The following is a 15536-nucleotide window of genomic DNA, read 5'->3' as shown; positions in this document are numbered from 1 at the left end:
CGGTACCTCCCGGCCGCGCGGAGCGAAGGAGTCGGTGAGTGGTTACCCGGGCCGAGCGGAACGCGACGAACCCCGATCTCGGCGTGCTGTCCGCCCGGTTGCTGTTCGCCGCGCAGCGGGAGTTGTTCCTGAAGCTCGCGGAGCAGGGGTTCGACGACCTGCACCCCCGCCACGGGGTGGTACTGGCCTACCTCGACCCGGGCGGCCTGCGCGCCACCGAGATCGCCCGGTTGTCCGGGCAGGCCAAGCAGGCGATCGGGGTCCTGGTGGACGAGCTGGAGGCCCTCGGCTACGTCGAGCGGCAGCCCGACCCGGGCGACCGCCGGGCGAAGCTCGTGTGCCCGACGGAGCGCGGGCTCGCCCAGATGCGCACGGCCGACCGCATCATGGCGGGCATGCAGGACCGCCACGCCCGCAGGGTCGGGCGTGAGGCCTACGCCGAGTTCAAGCGCATCTTCATGGACGTCACCGAACACCAGCGGCGCAGCGTCAGCGGCGCACGAGCGTCCGGTTGAGGTCCTCGCGCAGGTACACCTCGTTGAACACCCGCAGGTACGGATCGCGACCCAGGTCCTCGAAGTACGCGCGCATCGCCGGATCCGGCTGCTCGGTGAGGTGCGCGATCCGCCACAGGTTCAGCGGCTCCTCCTCCGGCCCGGCCACCGAGTGCTCGACGTGGAAGACCGGCTGGCCCGTGCCGGCCTCGAACACCCGGCCGTCCTGGGCCCGGTAGCGCTCGGCGCCGACGAAGTACGCGCGCTTGTCGCAGTGGTCGAGCCGCACGTGCTCGATCACGACCCCGAACCTGTCCTGGTTCAGCCAGCGGCCCTGCTCGGACACGCGCGTGAAATCCTCGAACCGGCCGCGCCGCTCGCCGGGGAACACCTCGAGGCTGCCGGGCTTGACGAGCGCCCGCAGGTACTTGTCCGGCGCCTTCGCCTTGCGCACCTCCATGTCCCACAGCGACGTGGCCGTGAAGGCGGCCGGCGGCGTGACGTCGTAGCGTTCGCGCAGTACCCGGTTCACGTCCACCGGCGGCAGCACGATCCCGGTCGTGCCCGCGGCCGCGAACGCCCGGTCGATCAGCTCCTCGTGGTCGGTGCTCTCCGACATCGTCCTTCTCCTTCGACGCTCCCTCAGGGCAACACCGTCAATGTAGTAAATTAATTTTACTACTTCAACTCGGTGCGAGCCGGAATCCGCGGCACCGGAGGTACGTTGGTCAAGGAACCGGACGGTCATCGTTCCGGACCACCGAAGAGGAGAGCCGATGCGCGCCGCCTACTACGAACAGCAGGGTCCCTCCCACGAGGTCATCCGGATCGGCGAGGTGCCCGACCCGGAGCCGGGGCCGGGGGAGGTGCGGGTGCGCGTCGCGGTGTCCGGGGTGCACGTCGGCGACGTCGGCAAACGCCGCGGTTACTGGGGCTCGACCATGACCTACCCGCGGGTGATCCCGCACGGCGACGGCGCGGGCACGATCGACGCGGCCGGCCCGGGTGCCGACGCGGGGCGCGTCGGCGAACGGGTCTGGGTGTACCTCGCGCAGTCGTACCGGCCGTTCGGCACCGCGGCGGAGTACGTGGTCGTGCCCGCCGAGCACGCCGTGCCGCTGCCGCCGCGGGTCGGGTTCGACCAGGGCGCCGTCGTCGGCATTCCCGGGATCACCGGGCACCGGGCGGTGTTCGCCTCCGGTCCGGTCGACGGCAAGACCGTGCTCGTCACCGGACCGCTCGGCGGGGTCGGCCGGGCCGCACTCGCGGTTGCCGGCCGGGGTGGGGCGGAAGTCATCGCCACCGTGCGGCACGGGGCCCAGGCCGACGAGGTGCTCGCCGCGGGCGCGCACCACGTCGTGGTGCTGGGCGATGGTGCGGCAGAGCGGATCAAGGCGGTGGCACCCGGAGGTGTCGACCGCGTCGCCGAGATCGACCTCGCGGGCAACGTCGGCCTCGACCTCGAAGTCCTCAAGATCGGCGGCACGATCGCCACCTACGCGACGGGCGACCCGGACGCGTCGCTGCCGTACTGGCAGCTCGCGTTCCAGAACATCACCGTCCAGTACCTCAGCAACGACGACTTCCCGCGTCAAGCCAACGAAAACGCCGCTCGCGACCTCACCGCCGCCCTCGCGGCAGGCGACCTGCGGTACCCGATCGCCGCGCGCTTCCCCCTCGACGAGACCGCCGCCGCGCAGGACGCGGCCGAGCGGACCGGCGCGGCCGGGCGGGTCGTGGTGGAACTCTGAGGCTCAGCGCCCCGCAGCGGTCACCCCGACCAGGAGCGACGTGAGGATCCGCTTCAGCGTCGGCTCGACGTCGACCACCGCGTGGGAGAGCTCGGGGTGCGACTGGTAGAGCGTCCGCAGCTGGGTGCCGGGCGCGGCCATCTGCCACAGCGCGCCGGCGAGGCTGCTGGCGGTGGTGGTGATCTGGGAGGCGGCCGGCCGGTCGATGCCGAGGAGTGCGATCAGGGTGTCCTGAACCGCCGCGACCTCGGCGAGCACGATCGTCTTGAAGTCGTAGACGGCGTCGAGCGAAACGTTGCGCTCCAGGTTCAGCGGTGCCTGCGCGAGCAGGTCGCAGAACAGCGACCGTGCGACGAGCGAGTGCGCCAGGACTGCCGCGACCTCTTCCGGCTCGGCGGTCGCCAGCGCGCCGAGTTCGGCGCGCACCGCCGCCGACCACTCCTGCCAGGCTTCGGCCGTGATCCGCAGGAAGATCTGCTCCCGCGTTTCGAAGTAGCGCAGCATCGCGGACTTGTGCATCCCGACCTCGGCCGCGATGTCCGTGAGGGTCACTTCGCGCACGCTGCGCGTGGCGCCGAGCGAGCGCGCGGCGTCGAGGATCGCGCGCTCGCGTTCCTTCTTCGCTTCGGCGCTGCGGGCGCGCTGGGGAGGGGCAGCGCTCATGACCTGAATCATAACACAACTTGGTTGCACTATTAACGCAACCGTGTTTTGCTAAGAGCATGACAACGCAGACGTGGTTCATCACCGGTTCCTCCCGCGGCTTCGGCCGCGCCCTCACCGTCGCCGCCCTGGAGGCCGGCGACCGGGTCGTCGCGACGGCCCGCAAGCCCGAACAGCTCGACGACCTCGTGCGCCACTACGGCGACCGCGTGCTGGCCCTGCCGCTCGATGTCACCGACCGCGCCGCGGCCGTGGCCGCCGTCGAGGTGGCGGTGGCCCGGTTCGGCCGCCTCGACGTGGTGGTCAACAACGCCGGCTACGCCAACGCCGCGCCCATCGAGACGACGCCCGAGGACGACTTCCGCCGCCAGTTCGACACGAACTTCTGGGGCGTCTACACGGTTTCGCTCGCGGCCCTGCCGGTGCTCAAGGCGCAGGGCTCCGGCACCGTCGTCCAGTTCTCCTCGATCGGCGGGCGCGTCGGCGGTACCCCGGGGCTGGGCTCCTACCAGGCGGCCAAGTTCGCGGTCGACGGCTTCACCCGCGTCCTCGCGGCCGAGACCGCGCCGTTCGGGATCCGCTACGTGGTGGTCGAGCCGAGCGGGTTCGCCACGGACTGGGCCGGTTCGTCGATGCAGGTCCAGGAGCTCGCGCCGGAGTACGCCGGCACGGTCGGCGCGATGCAGTGGGGCGTCGTGCGCCCCGAACTCGCCGCCGGCGACCCGAAGCGCGCCGGGGAGCTCCTGGTGCGCGTGGTCAAGCGGGAGACCGTGCCGTCGCACCTGCTGCTCGGTGTCAACGCCGTCGACATGGCGCAGGCCTACTCGCGCGAGCAGCAGGCCGAGGCGGCGGAGTGGGACGCGGTCAGCCGCTCCGTGGACACCGGGCTGCCCTACCCGGCCGAGCTGCCGGCGGCGGCTGAGTGATGACGGCGGACTTCACGGACAAGGTCGCGCTGGTGACCGGCGCCGGCAGCCGCATGGGCCGCACTACGGCACTGCTGCTCGCCGAACGCGGCGCGGCCGTGACCGTCGTCGGCCGGCGCGCGGGCAAGCTCGACGAGGTCGTGGCCGAGATCCGGCAGCCCGGCGGCGAGGCGCACGGTATCCGCATCAACGAACTGCAGCCCGGCGTCATCGACTCCGAGCTGACGCAGGCCAACCGCTCCGTGGCCGAACGCGGGATCCCGCTGGGCCGCATCGGCGCGAGCCGGGAGATCGCCACCGCCATCGCGTTCCTGCTCGCCGAGGACGCGTCCTACGTCACCGGCGCGCACCTGGCCGTGGACGGCGGTTTCCTGGCCTGACGGGGCACCGCTCCTCCGACGACCCCGGCCGTCGCGGACCATTCTGTCCACAAAGGACTTACCGAGCTTGCCGCGACGGTGCCGGGGCGGCGGATCTCGGACAGCGGCGCGGCGGTGAGGAGGCGACGCACCAGAAGGGATTCAGCAGCCATCGATCGGGGACAGCGCGTGAACCCAGCGTGGGTCAGGGCGGTCCGGTCCGACGTGCGAAGCAGCGCCGACGGGCCGCGCGCCGCTTCGTGGAAGATCGTCCGGGGGTCGTCGCAGGGTTCGTCGAGCGGCAGCCAGGATTGGTAGAAGCTCAGCCCGTCGCCGACCGCGGCCCAGCCGAAGCGGTTCGGCGGGACGAATTCCCCGACGATCCCGTCCAGCGTGTGCGGCGGGGCCACGACGACGAACCGGCCGCCGACGGCGATCTCGTCGACGACCTCGATGCGGTCCACGCCCCGCTGCCACCGCGGGCACGCGGCGCGCGGCGGGGGAGACGACGGGCGGGGTGGTTCGGGGAGAGGCGGTTCACGAAGAACCTTCCGTACGCGGAGTGGGCTTCATCGCGACTGCGATTGATTGCAGGAAGGTAGGCCGTGAACCGCCCAGGTCACCGGCGATCGTTGCGGAAGGTCACAGAAGAGTCGGGTAAACGCGCGGCGCCGCAGTCGTTCATCGCAGTAAACGATCGCAGTACCGCGTGCGGTCCCCGCCGGCCGCCGCAGGTTTTCACCGGAGCCGGGTCAGGCCTTCCGGAAGTGGTGAGGCGTCGACGAGCCCGCCGGCGAGCGCTTCCTCCGCGGTGATGGGTGCACCGGCGCGGGCGTGCCGGTTCCGCACGAACACCACGGTGTCGAGCTCGGCGCGGATGAACCGGGCGTTGGGCGTCAGGCCCTGGGCCGGATCGGTCAGGATCGCCGGGTGCCGTTCGGTGCCGGTGCCCCTGCGGCCGAGGCGTTCGCCGATCGCCGCGACGGCCACCTCGGGGTGCCGCCCGGTCGCCAGCTCTCACACCACGGTGTACCGCCGGCAGGGCGGCGAGCGCGTCCCGGTGTGCCGCCAGTCCGTCGGCGGTGGCCGTGAGAACCGTGCCCGCGTACGGGTCGATCGCCGTGACTGACGCGACCCGCCGTTCTTCAGTCAGCAGGTCGTTGTCCGCGTTGAGCGCCGTGGTGTCCACCGCACGTGCCGAGCCTGTTCGAGTGCACGGGTGGTCCGCCTCTCGTAGCCGGTCTGCTGCGAGCGTTCGCATAGTGCACATTTTGCCCCTGGGCTTGACGAAAGGGTACCCGAACTTGCACTATGACTGCAAACGATTGCAGCACGGAGGTGCATGAAATGGTGTCCCCGACGCCCGGAACGACCACGATCGGCTGGATCGGCGCCGGCCGCATGGGCGCGGCCCTCGTCCGCCGGTTGCTCGCCGCCGGGTACGACGTCGCCGTCTACAACCGCACCCGCGCCAAGGCCGAGGAGCTGGCCGAGGCCGGCGCGACCGTGGCCGACCGGCCCGTCGACCTCGCCGGGCGCGACGTGGTGTTCACGATGGTCTCGGCCTCGGCGGACCTCGCGCAGGTGACGTCCGGCGAAGACGGCCTGTTCACCGATCCGGCGCGGGCGCCGAAGGTGCTCGTGGACTCGTCCACCGTCTCGGCCGAGGCTTCGGCCGCGGTGCGCGTGGCCGCGGCCAAGCGCGGCACCGAACTGCTCGCCGCGCCCGTCAGCGGCAACCCGAAGGTCGTCACCAGCGGCAAGCTGACGCTCGCGGTGTCCGGCCCGCGCTCGGTGTTCGACGAGGTCGAGCCGATGCTGACGGTGCTCGGCCGCGGCGTGACCTACGTCGGTGAGGACGAGGTGGCGCGCCTGGTGAAGATCTGCCACAACGTCTTCCTCGGCGTCGTGACGCAATCGCTGGCCGAGATCACCGTGCTCGCGGAGAAGGGCGGGGTGACCCGCGAGGCGTTCCTGGCCTTCCTCAACGATTCGGTCATGGGTTCGGTGTTCAGCCGCTACAAGACGCCGGCCATGGTGAACCTGGACTTCACCCCGACGTTCACGATGCCGTTGCTGCGCAAGGACTTCGACCTCGGGCTGGCCGCCGCGCGTGAGCTGGAGGCGCCGATGCCGGTCGCGGCCGCGGCCGCGCAGCTCGTGGCGGCGGCGTGCGGCGCCGGGCTCGTGGACCAGGACTTCGCCGTGCTCATCGAGGAGCAGGCGCGCCGCTCCGGCCTGACCCTGCAGCCGGAGAACGCCGCCGTGTCCGACGGACTGGAGCCCGTCGATGCCTGACGGACGCCCGATCCCGGCCCCCGGCCACGGCGCGGTCGACTTCGAGGAGCGCGTGAACTTCGCCCGGCTGCGCGACTACCGCCTCGCGCGGGCCCGCGCGGCGCTGGAGTCCAGCGAGTGCGGCGCGTTCCTGCTGTTCGACTTCTACAACATCCGCTACACCACGCAGACGTGGATCGGCGGCGCGCTCGGCGACAAGATGACCCGCTACGCGCTGCTCACCCGCGACGGCGAGCCGATGCTGTGGGACTTCGGCTCGGCGGCCAAGCACCACCAGCTCTACTCACCGTGGCTGGAACCGGAGAACTGCCGCGCCGGCATGCTCGGCCTGCGCGGTGCGATCTCACCCGAGGCCGGGCTCATGCGCGAAGCGGTCACGCAGCTCAAGGACCTGCTCACCCAGGCCGGCGTGGTGGATTCGCCGGTGGGCGTGGACATCGTGGAGCCGCCGTTCCTGTTCGAGATGCAGCGGCAGGGGCTGCGGGTCGTCGACGCGCAGCAGCTGATGCTCGACGCGCGCGAGATCAAATCGGCCGACGAGATCACGCTGCTCTCGCAGGCCGCGGCGATGGTCGACGGGGTCTACCAGGACATCGTCGAGGCGCTCAAACCCGGCGTGCGGGAGAACGAAATCGTCGCGCTGGCCACCAAGCGGCTCTACGAAATGGGGTCCGACCAGGTCGAGGCGATCAACGCCGTGTCGGGGGAGCGGTGCAACCCGCACCCGCACAACTTCTCCGACCGCCTCATCCGTCCCGGCGACCAGGCGTTCTTCGACATCATCCAGTCCTACAACGGGTATCGCACCTGCTACTACCGCACGTTCAGCGTCGGCAGCGCGACCGACGTGCAGCGCGGTGCATACCGGCAGGCGCGCGAGTGGATGGACGCCGCGATCGAAGCGGTGAAACCCGGGATCGGCACGGACGACGTGGCGCGCGTGTGGCCCGCCGCGACCGACTTCGGCTTCGCCAACGAGATGGCGGCGTTCGGCCTGCAGTTCGGGCACGGCCTCGGGCTGGGGCTGCACGAGCGGCCGATCATCAGCCGGCTCAACAGCCTCGAACACCCGGTGGAGATCAAGCCCGGCATGGTGTTCGCGCTCGAGACCTACTGCCCGGCGTCGGACGGGTTCTCCGCGGCGCGCATCGAGGAGGAGGTCGTCGTGACGGAGTCCGGGGTCGAGGTGCTCACGAAGTTCCCCGCGCAAGACCTGTTCGTCGCCAACCCCTACTGAGGAGCCCGACTGTGAAGATCCCGGAAGAGCTGTTCATCGGCGGCGCGTGGCGGCCCTCGGCGGATGGGTCCCGCATCACCGTGACCGATCCGGCCACGGCCGAGCCCATCACCACCGTCGCGAACGGCACGCTGCAGGACGGGCTGTCGGCCGTCGACGCCGCCGCCGAAGCGCTGCCGGCGTGGGCGGCGACGGCTCCGCGCGAGCGGGCCGACGTGCTCCAGCGCGCCTTCACCCTCATGCACGAGCGGTCCGGCGAGCTCGCCGAGCTGATCGTGCGCGAGAACGGCAAGGCGCTGGCCGACGCCCGCGGTGAGGTGACCTACGCGGCCGAGTTCTTCCGCTGGTACGCGGAGGAAACCGTGCGCCTGGCGGGTACGGTCCAGACCGCGCCGGGCGGGGCCAACCGCATCCTGGTGCTGCGGCAGCCGATCGGCGTGAGCGTGCTGGTGACGCCGTGGAACTTCCCGGCGGCGATGGCCACGCGCAAGATCGGTCCCGCGCTGGGCGCCGGCTGCACCGTGATCCTCAAGCCCGCCTCGGAGACGCCGCTGACCGCACTCGCGATCGCCGCGATCCTCGAGGAGGCCGGCGCGCCCGCGGGCACCGTGAACGTCGTGCCGTCCACCCGGTCCGGCCGGGTCGTGGCGGCGATGCTCGGCGACCCGCGCGTGCGGAAGCTGTCGTTCACCGGGTCCACGGAGGTCGGCCGCAAGCTGCTGGGCGCGGCGGCCGAGAGCGTGGTGAGCACGTCGATGGAGCTCGGCGGCAACGCCCCGTTCCTCGTGTTCGACGACGCCGACCTCGACGCCGCGGTCGACGGCGCCCTGATCGCCAAGATGCGCAACGGCGGTCAGGCCTGCACGGCGGCCAACCGGTTCTTCGCGCAGCGCGGCGTGGCCGCGGAGTTCGCGCGCCGGCTCGCCGACCGCATGGGCGCCTTGCGGGTCGGCCCGGGCACCGAGGCGGGCGTCGAACTGGGCCCGCTGGTCAACGCGGCCGCGGTGGCCAAGGTCAGCGAACTGGTCGACACCACCGTCGGCGCCGGCGCGAAGGTGCTCACCGGCGGGGAACGCCCGGACCGCACGGGGTTCTACTACCCGGCCACGGTACTGGCGGACGTTCCGCCGGAGGCCCCGGTGCTCGCGGAGGAGATCTTCGGCCCCGTGGCGCCGATCGTCACCTTCGACACCGAGGAGGAGGTCGTGCGCCTGGCCAACGACACCGAGCACGGGCTGGTTTCCTACGTCTACACGGGAGACCTCGCGCGCGGCCTGCGCCTCGCCGAGGCACTGGAGTCCGGGATGGTCGGCCTCAACCGGGGGCTCGTGTCCGAACCCGCGGCGCCGTTCGGCGGCGTCAAGCAGAGCGGGCTCGGCCGGGAAGGCGGGCACGAAGGGCTGCTGGAGTACACCGAGTCCAAGTACGTCGCGCTCACCTGGTGACGCGCGCCCTCTCTCTGTGCTGGTCCGATGGACAGGGCTCCGACGATCAAGGACGTCGCCGAGCGCGCGGGGGTGCACGCCGCCACGGCGAGCCGGGCGCTGAACCCGGCCACCCGGGGGATGGTCAACGTGCGCACGGCCAACCGGGTGGCCGAAGCCGCGCGGGCGCTGGGCTACGCGCCCAACTCCGCCGCGCGGAGCCTGCGCACCCGCACCTCGTCCGTGGCCGGGATCATCGTCCCGGACCTGCGCAATCCGGTGTTCCCGCCGATCGTCCGCGGCATCGAGGACGGTCTGCGGGAAGCCGGGTACCTGGCGCTGGTCGGCAACACCGACGGCGACCCCGAGCGCGAACGTGAGCTGCTCACCGCGATGCGCGGCCGCCAGACCGCCGGGTTCATCCTCGCGACCAGCCGCCGCGGCGACTCCTTCGCCGGCGGCCCGGCAGTGCCGACCGTGCTCGTCAACCGGCGCACCGACGACGGTGACACGCCGTCGGTCACCGCGGACAACGCCGCGGGCGTCCACCTGCTCGTGCGCCACCTCGTGGACCTCGGGCACACCCGCATCGGCCACGTCGCCGGGCCTCGGGACCTCTCGACCGGGTGGGAGCGCTACCGCGCGTTCCTCGACGCCACCACCTCGCTCGGCCTCGAACCCGCGGCGGCGCCGGTGGAGTTCGCGGACGCGTTCACCGAACCGGCGGGCCACGCGGCGACCCTGCGGCTGTTCGCCGAACACCCCGGCCTGACGGCCGTGCTCGCGGGCAACGACCTGATCGCGCTCGCCTGCTACTCCGCGCTGGCCGAACTCGGCCGGTCGGTGCCGGGTGACGTGTCGGTGACGGGGTTCAACGACATGCCGTTCGTCGACCGGCAGCGGCCCGCGCTGACCACCGTCCGCCTCCCGCACTACGAGATCGGCCGGGAAGCCGCGCGGCTGCTGCTGGAACGCATCGCCTCACCGACGGCCCCGGCGAAACGTGTGGTGCTGCCGGTCGAACTGGTGCGCCGCGATTCGACCGGTCCCGCGAAGGTCTAGTACGCACGGCATGCCCGACGACCCAGGCCGAGACGATCAACGCCGAGGTGCTCGAGTTCTTCCGGCCCTGACCGATTGTCCACAACGGACGTCCGAACCGGACGCCGGATCGAGACAGCTCAGTCTTGCGGCAGCAACCCGGCGCGGCGGCCGAGCGCTGTGGCCCGGTCGCCGGCGCGGCGCAACAGGTCCGTGATGGGCAGCTCGTCGACGCGGGTGAAGCGGCCGTTGTCCAGCAGCCGTTCGCCGTTGATGAACGCGTGCTGAGCGTCGGTGCGGCGGGGCGGCGTGGACGAACGTGGTCAGCGGCCGGTCACCGGGCCGGCCCGGCCGCGGCGAGCAGCACGGCGGCGGATTCCTTGGCCCTGCGCGCCGGGTCCGGGGTTCGCTCGCGCAGCGCGGTGACCACCGCGCCGTCGATCAGCAGGTGCAACGCCTGCGCCATCGGCCGCGGCGCCGGGTGACCGGCCGCCTCCAGCAGCCCGGCCAGGTAGTCGATCACGGCTTCCTTGTGCTCGTGGGCGACGTGGTGGGCCAGGCTGCTGGGGTCGGCGGTCTCGACGATGGTGTTGATGAACGCGCAGCCCCGGAAATCCTGCCGGCCGAACCGCTCTTCGAGCGCGTCGAACACGGCGAGGGGTTTGTCCCCGGCGGTGTCCGTCAGCGTGTCGACGCGCGTGGCCAGCCAGTCGCGCCAGGCGGTGTCGGTGCGCCGGAGCACCTCGATCACCAGCTCGTCCTTGCTCGCGAAGTGCCGGTAGAACGACGCGCGGCCGACTCCGGACTCCGCCAGGATGCGTTCGACGCCGACCGCGCGGATCCCTTCCGCGTAGAAGAGCTCCGCCGCTGTGTCCAGCAGGCGCTGGCGAGCTTGAGTGGCCACGGCGAAATGGTACCAGTCGGTACCGTCTTGACAAGGTGGTACCGACTGGTACCGTCTGCGACGGCAAAACGGCACCGGTCAGTACCGTCTGGTCCGGAGCACCTCGGCACCCCGCCTGAACTCTTCGGGAGAACCCATGCACGAACCGGACTGGAAATCGGTCCTCGACGCCGCCCACACCGCTTCGCTCGAGTACCTCGATTCCCTGCCGGAGCGCCCGGTGGTCCCGTCCACAGTGGACTACACGGCGATGCGCGCCGCGCTGGACCGCCCGCCGGCCGCCGAGGGGATGGACCCCGCCGAGGTCGTGACGGAGCTCGCGCGGGATCTCGAGCCCTACCTGTCCGCGCAAGCCAGCGGCCGGTACTTCGCCTTTGTGGTCGGGGGCCTGCACCCCGCGTCGCTCGGGGCCGAGGTCTTGCTGGCCGCCTGGGACCAGAACGCGTCGCTGTTCCCGACCACGCCCGGCGTCGCGGTCGCCGAGGAACTCGCGGCGCAGTGGCTCGTCGGTCTGCTCGGCCTTCCGGCGGAGAGCTCGGCCGGCTTCGTCACGGGCGGGCAGATGGCGACGTTCACGTGCCTGGCGGCGGCTCGCCACGAAGTGTTGCGCCAAGTCGGGTGGGACGTCGAAGCCGACGGGCTGGTGGGGGCGCCGCCGATCACGGTGGTCGTGAAGTCCGGCGCGCACTCCACGGTGCTGCGGGCGCTGCGGTTCCTCGGGCTGGGCGAACGCGCGCTGGTGTCCGTGGCCTGCGACGACCAGGACGCCATGAAGCCGGACGCGCTCGCCGAAGCACTGCGCGACGTCCACGGGCCGACGATCGTCACGCTGGAGTGCGGCAACGTCAACACGGGCAGTTTCGACGATTTCGTCGCCGTCGCCGACGTCGTCGACGCCCACCGCGCGGCCGGCAACCCGACGTGGGTGCACGTGGACGGCGCCGTGATGCTCCTGGCCGCCGCGGCGCCGGCGATGGCCCGCCACGTCGCCGGGCTCGACCGGCTGGACTCGTGGTCGACCGACGGGCACAAGCTCCTCAACGTGGCTTACGACTGCGGGATCGCGATCTGCCGCAACGCCGCGGCGCACCGGGCGGCGATGAGCGTGCAGGCCGCCTACCTCGACCAGGGCGCGGAGGGCCGCGATCCGATGGACTGGAACCCGGAGTTCTCCCGCCGGGCCCGCGGGGTCGGTGTCTACGCGACGCTGCGGGCACTCGGCACGCACGGCGTCGCCGAGCTGGTCGAGCGGACGGTGCGGCTCGCGCGGCGGTTCGCCGGCGCGCTCACCGAGAGCGGGCAGGCCGTCGTCGTCAACGACGTGGTGTCCAACCAGGTGCTGGTGCGCTGGCTCGCCCCCGACGGCGACCACGGCCGGCTGGCCGATGCCGTGATGGCCGGCGTCCGCGCCGAAGGCACGGCCTACTTCAGTGGCACCACCTACCGCGGTGAGCGCCTGATGCGGATCTCGGTCTCCGACTGGGCGACCGACGACGAGGACGTCGACCGTGCGGTCGGGGCCCTCCTGCGCCACGCTCGCCTCGCCGTGGCAGCGAGCTGATCCGCACTGCGCGGAGACGCTGTCCGTCCACTTCGGATAGTGGTGCGCGCCGGCTCGATCCTCAGCTGCGCGAAGGCGTGGTCGTGATCGGGTCGAGCAGGCGGCGCGGCGTGTTGATCGCGGCGGACACCGGGTCGAGTTCCTTCCCGGTCGGCTCGTACCCCGGGCCGGGTTCCATGCGGATGTCCGGGACGGCCACGATCGTGCCGCACTCGGTGCAGCGTCCGTCGGGGTCGAGCGGGGCGCCGTCCGCGTCGTGGCGCATGGCTCGCCGGACACCGGCCGGTGAGTAGAACTCGTCGCCCCAGGTGATGAGCGAGCGGACGATCGGCCACAGCGCGACACCCTTGTCGGTGAGCACGTACTCGACGGCACCCGCGCTCTCGTCGCGGGTCAGGACACCCTCGCGGACGAGGAGCTTGAGCCGGGAGGTCAGGACGGCGCGGGGGATCCCGAGCTGGGTGGCGAAGTCGCCGAAGCGGCGGACGCCGTAGAACGCGTCGCGCACGATCAGCAGCGTCCAGCGTTCGCCGACGACCTCCAGTGCTCGCGCCAGGGAGCAATTGCTGTCCGCGTAGGTGCTGGGGAGAGCCATGCCCCCATCCTACGCGGTTGGTTCGCTCACTGAACTGGGCTGTGCTACAGTCGCGCTAGTTCAGTCAATGAACTGAGCTTCCCGACTTCAGGAGACCGTCCGATGTACCAGTTCCTCGTGTCCTTCACCGTCCGGCCGGAACACCGGGACGACTTCGTCCGCGCGGCTCGCAAGACCGCGCGGGACTCGCTGGCGAACGAGCCGGGGTCGCACCGGTTCGAGGTCATCGCGGACGAGGAGAACCCGGACGTCTACTACCTCAACGAGGTCTACGCCGACGTCGAAGCCTTCACCGCGCACGCGCAAGGGCCCTACTTCGGGGCGTTCTTCGCCGAGGCCGGTGCCTACGCCGAGGGCCCGACGTGGCTGATGAAGGGCCACCTGGTCGACGACAAGGCCGCCGTCTAGCGCGGAAGGCACCGCTGTGAACGAAGCAACAGGGTTGCTGGAGCAGGTGCTGCAAGCGCACGGTGGCGTCGACCGGTGGCGCCGGGCCGGGACGATCCGGGCCCGGCTGTACATGGCCGGCCCCACATTGACCGCACTGGGGCAGGAGAAGATCCTCGCCGGTGTGGGCGTCGCGGTCGACGTGCAGCGCCCGCGCACCGTGCTCACCGACTTCACCGGGCCCGGTCTGCGCGGGGTGTACACGCCGCACCACGTCCGCCTCGAGGACGCGAACGGCACCGTGCTGGCGGAGCGTACCGCTCCCCGGGAATCCTTCCCGCCCCGGCTCGGCGGCGTCCGCTGGGATGCGCTGCACGTCCTCTACTTCGCCGGGTACGGCTTGTGGAACTACCTCACCAACCCCTACCTGCTGACCTGGCCCTGCGTGCGGACCGAAGAGCTCGGGCCGGGGGAGACCGACGGTCCCGGGTGGCGGCGGCTGCGGGTGACGTTCCCGGAGGACATCGCGACCCACAGCGCCGAACAGGTTTTCCACTACGACGAGCGGGGTTTGCAGCGGCGAGTGGACTACGCGCCGTACGTGCTCGGCAGCCGACCGGCGGCCCACCACACGGAAGCCCACCGCGAGGTTTCCGGCCTGGTGCTCCCGACGCACCGCTACGTGCTGCCCGTCAAGGACGGTGTCCCGCAGCCCGAGCCGATCTTCGTCCTCGACTTCACGGACGTCACCGTCGACGAAGCCGACCAGCCGCAGTCCGTCCGAGGAGGACGCCGATGAACGCCGAACCCTACGCGGAGAAGAAGTTCGCCGAGATCAACGGGGTGCGGATGGCCTACCTCGACGAGGGCGAAGGCGCTCCGATTGTGTTCCAGCACGGGAACCCGACCTCGTCCTACTTGTGGCGCAACGTGATGCCGCACCTGGCAGGGCTCGGCCGGCTGATCGCGTGCGACCTCGTCGGGATGGGGGACTCCGGCAAGCTCACACCGTCGGGACCCGACCGCTACGGCTACCACGAGCAGCGGGAGTACCTGTTCGCGCTGTGGGAGCACCTCGGGCTCGGTGACGACGTCGTGTTCGTCCTGCACGACTGGGGTTCGGCCCTCGGGTTCGACTGGGCCTTCCAGCACCAGGACCGCGTGGCCGGGATCGCGTACATGGAAGCGATCGTGGCTCCGATGAGCTGGCCCGAACGGCGGGAGTCGTTCCGCCGGACGTTCCGGGGTTTCCGTTCTCCCGCGGGGGAAACCATGGTGCTCGACGACAACGTGTTCGTGGAGCAGGTGCTGCCGCGGTCGATCATCCGGGACCTGAGCGAGCAGGAGATGGCGGTGTACCGCGCCCCGTTCGCCAGTCCGGGTGAGAGCCGGCGGCCCACGCTGAGCTGGCCGCGGCAGCTGCCGATCGAGGGGCAGCCCGCCGACGTCGTGCGGATCGTGCAGGACTACGGCCGGTGGCTGGCGTCGTCGCCGGTGCCGAAGCTGTTCGTCAACGCCGAACCCGGCGCGATCCTCACCGCCTCGCAGCGCGAGTTCTGCCGGACCTGGCCCCGCCAAACGGAGGTGACGGTGCCCGGCATCCACTTCGTCCAGGAAGACAGCCCGGATCTCATCGGCAGCGCGGTGGCGGACTTCGTCCGCGATCTGCGCGCGGTGTGACTCCCGGATCTCCCAGAAAGGCGTTTCCATGTCCGACGACAGGCTGTTCCTGATCACCGGTGCGACCGGTAAGACCGGGGGTGGTGCGATCAGGCTGCTCCTCGAACGCGGATACCGTGCCCGTGCGCTGGTGCATCGTGAGGACGAGCGTTCGCGTGCGCTGGCCGAGGCCGGTGCCGAGGTCGTGGTGGCCGATTTGCACGACCTCGACGGGGT

The 15536-nt window shown here is 71.4% G+C and carries 19 protein-coding genes; 13 read left to right on the top strand and 6 right to left on the bottom strand.

All coding sequences use genetic code 11. From position 1 onward, the window contains the following. Positions 1-38 precede the first annotated feature (38 nt). Positions 39-515, top strand: a complete 477-nt coding sequence (locus tag ACIA77_RS40890; RefSeq protein WP_395891521.1) for a MarR family winged helix-turn-helix transcriptional regulator — start codon at positions 39-41, stop codon at positions 513-515. Here the strand turns inward: ACIA77_RS40890 and ACIA77_RS40885 are convergent. Further along, positions 490-1113, bottom strand: coding sequence for a hypothetical protein (locus ACIA77_RS40885; protein ID WP_395891520.1), 624 nt, complete (start codon positions 1111-1113; stop codon positions 490-492). The two genes, ACIA77_RS40890 and ACIA77_RS40885, sit on opposite strands and share 26 nt — an antisense overlap. Positions 1114-1270: 157 nt before the next feature. Here ACIA77_RS40885 and ACIA77_RS40880 point away from each other — a divergent pair, with 157 nt between their 5' ends. Further along, a complete protein-coding gene (locus tag ACIA77_RS40880) occupies positions 1271-2245 on the top strand; it encodes an NADPH:quinone reductase (protein WP_395891519.1) in 975 nt (324 codons plus the stop codon). 3 nt (positions 2246-2248) lie between these two features. Here ACIA77_RS40880 and ACIA77_RS40875 read toward each other — a convergent pair whose 3' ends face one another. Further along, positions 2249-2908, bottom strand: a complete 660-nt coding sequence (locus tag ACIA77_RS40875) for a TetR family transcriptional regulator (protein ID WP_395891518.1) — start codon at positions 2906-2908, stop codon at positions 2249-2251. A gap of 59 nt (positions 2909-2967) precedes the next feature. On the opposite strand from ACIA77_RS40875, the gene ACIA77_RS40870 reads away from it, so the two are divergent. Further along, on the top strand, positions 2968-3834 hold the full coding sequence (locus ACIA77_RS40870) for an SDR family NAD(P)-dependent oxidoreductase (RefSeq protein WP_395891517.1): 867 nt from the start codon (positions 2968-2970) through the stop codon (positions 3832-3834). Next, positions 3834-4214 (top strand): SDR family oxidoreductase, encoded by a 381-nt coding sequence (locus tag ACIA77_RS40865; RefSeq protein WP_395891516.1) that lies wholly within the window; start codon positions 3834-3836, stop codon positions 4212-4214. The genes ACIA77_RS40870 and ACIA77_RS40865 overlap by 1 nt, the downstream gene beginning before the upstream one ends. Here ACIA77_RS40865 and ACIA77_RS40860 read toward each other — a convergent pair. Together ACIA77_RS40860 and ACIA77_RS40855 are read right to left on the bottom strand one after the other, a co-directional pair. Further along, a complete protein-coding gene (locus tag ACIA77_RS40860) occupies positions 4166-4657 on the bottom strand; it encodes a hypothetical protein (RefSeq protein WP_395891515.1) in 492 nt (163 codons plus the stop codon). The genes ACIA77_RS40865 and ACIA77_RS40860 overlap by 49 nt on opposite strands. A 274-nt stretch (positions 4658-4931) precedes the next feature. After that, positions 4932-5183 (bottom strand): hypothetical protein, encoded by a 252-nt coding sequence (locus tag ACIA77_RS40855; RefSeq protein WP_395891514.1) that lies wholly within the window; start codon positions 5181-5183, stop codon positions 4932-4934. Positions 5184-5540: 357 nt separating this feature from the next. Here ACIA77_RS40855 and ACIA77_RS40850 point away from each other — a divergent pair, with 357 nt between their 5' ends. Genes ACIA77_RS40850 through ACIA77_RS40835 form a run of 4 tightly spaced genes read left to right on the top strand, consistent with a single transcriptional unit; the run spans position 5541 to position 10214 of the window. Further along, positions 5541-6491, top strand: coding sequence for an NAD(P)-dependent oxidoreductase (locus ACIA77_RS40850; RefSeq protein ID WP_395891513.1), 951 nt, complete (start codon positions 5541-5543; stop codon positions 6489-6491). After that, positions 6484-7728, top strand: a complete 1245-nt coding sequence (locus tag ACIA77_RS40845; RefSeq protein WP_395891512.1) for a M24 family metallopeptidase — start codon at positions 6484-6486, stop codon at positions 7726-7728. The genes ACIA77_RS40850 and ACIA77_RS40845 overlap by 8 nt, the downstream gene beginning before the upstream one ends. 11 nt (positions 7729-7739) lie before the next feature. Next, the gene (locus ACIA77_RS40840) at positions 7740-9173 is read left to right on the top strand and encodes an NAD-dependent succinate-semialdehyde dehydrogenase (RefSeq protein WP_395891511.1); all 1434 of its coding nucleotides are present in this window, start codon (positions 7740-7742) and stop codon (positions 9171-9173) included. A 27-nt stretch (positions 9174-9200) separates the two neighbouring features. After that, positions 9201-10214, top strand: coding sequence for a LacI family DNA-binding transcriptional regulator (locus ACIA77_RS40835; protein ID WP_395891510.1), 1014 nt, complete (start codon positions 9201-9203; stop codon positions 10212-10214). A gap of 313 nt (positions 10215-10527) precedes the next feature. Here the strand turns inward: ACIA77_RS40835 and ACIA77_RS40830 are convergent, their stop codons facing one another. Next, positions 10528-11097 carry a TetR/AcrR family transcriptional regulator gene (locus ACIA77_RS40830; protein ID WP_395891509.1) on the bottom strand — a complete coding sequence of 190 codons (570 nt, stop codon included), beginning with the start codon at positions 11095-11097 and terminating at the stop codon, positions 10528-10530. A 136-nt stretch (positions 11098-11233) separates the two neighbouring features. Here ACIA77_RS40830 and ACIA77_RS40825 point away from each other — a divergent pair, with 136 nt between their 5' ends. Further along, positions 11234-12658, top strand: coding sequence for a pyridoxal phosphate-dependent decarboxylase family protein (locus tag ACIA77_RS40825; RefSeq protein WP_395891508.1), 1425 nt, complete (start codon positions 11234-11236; stop codon positions 12656-12658). Positions 12659-12719: 61 nt separating this feature from the next. Here the strand turns inward: ACIA77_RS40825 and ACIA77_RS40820 are convergent, their stop codons facing one another. Then, positions 12720-13253 (bottom strand): winged helix-turn-helix transcriptional regulator, encoded by a 534-nt coding sequence (locus ACIA77_RS40820; RefSeq protein WP_395891507.1) that lies wholly within the window; start codon positions 13251-13253, stop codon positions 12720-12722. Between the two features lie 102 nt (positions 13254-13355). Between ACIA77_RS40820 and ACIA77_RS40815 the strand changes: the two genes are divergently transcribed. The 4 genes from ACIA77_RS40815 to ACIA77_RS40800 all read left to right on the top strand — a co-directional run. Beyond that, entirely contained in the window at positions 13356-13661 is a 306-nt protein-coding gene (locus ACIA77_RS40815) for a putative quinol monooxygenase (protein WP_395891506.1), read from the top strand. A gap of 16 nt (positions 13662-13677) precedes the next feature. Beyond that, a complete protein-coding gene (locus tag ACIA77_RS40810; RefSeq protein ID WP_395891505.1) occupies positions 13678-14439 on the top strand; it encodes a hypothetical protein in 762 nt (253 codons plus the stop codon). Then, complete coding sequence (locus ACIA77_RS40805; RefSeq protein ID WP_395891504.1) at positions 14436-15320, top strand: haloalkane dehalogenase; 885 nt, start codon at positions 14436-14438, stop codon at positions 15318-15320. Before ACIA77_RS40810 ends, ACIA77_RS40805 begins: the two co-directional genes overlap by 4 nt. A gap of 28 nt (positions 15321-15348) precedes the next feature. Next, positions 15349-15536, top strand: a 188-nt coding sequence (locus tag ACIA77_RS40800) for an NmrA family NAD(P)-binding protein (RefSeq protein WP_395891503.1), incomplete at its 3' end; no start/stop codon positions are given.

Origin of the sequence: Amycolatopsis sp. NPDC051903 (assembly GCF_044452505.1) — a bacterium.
Lineage (GTDB): Bacteria > Actinomycetota > Actinomycetes > Mycobacteriales > Pseudonocardiaceae > Amycolatopsis.
The sequence above is the reverse complement of the archived record's forward strand: the minus strand, read 5'-3'. Positions and strand labels throughout refer to the sequence as shown.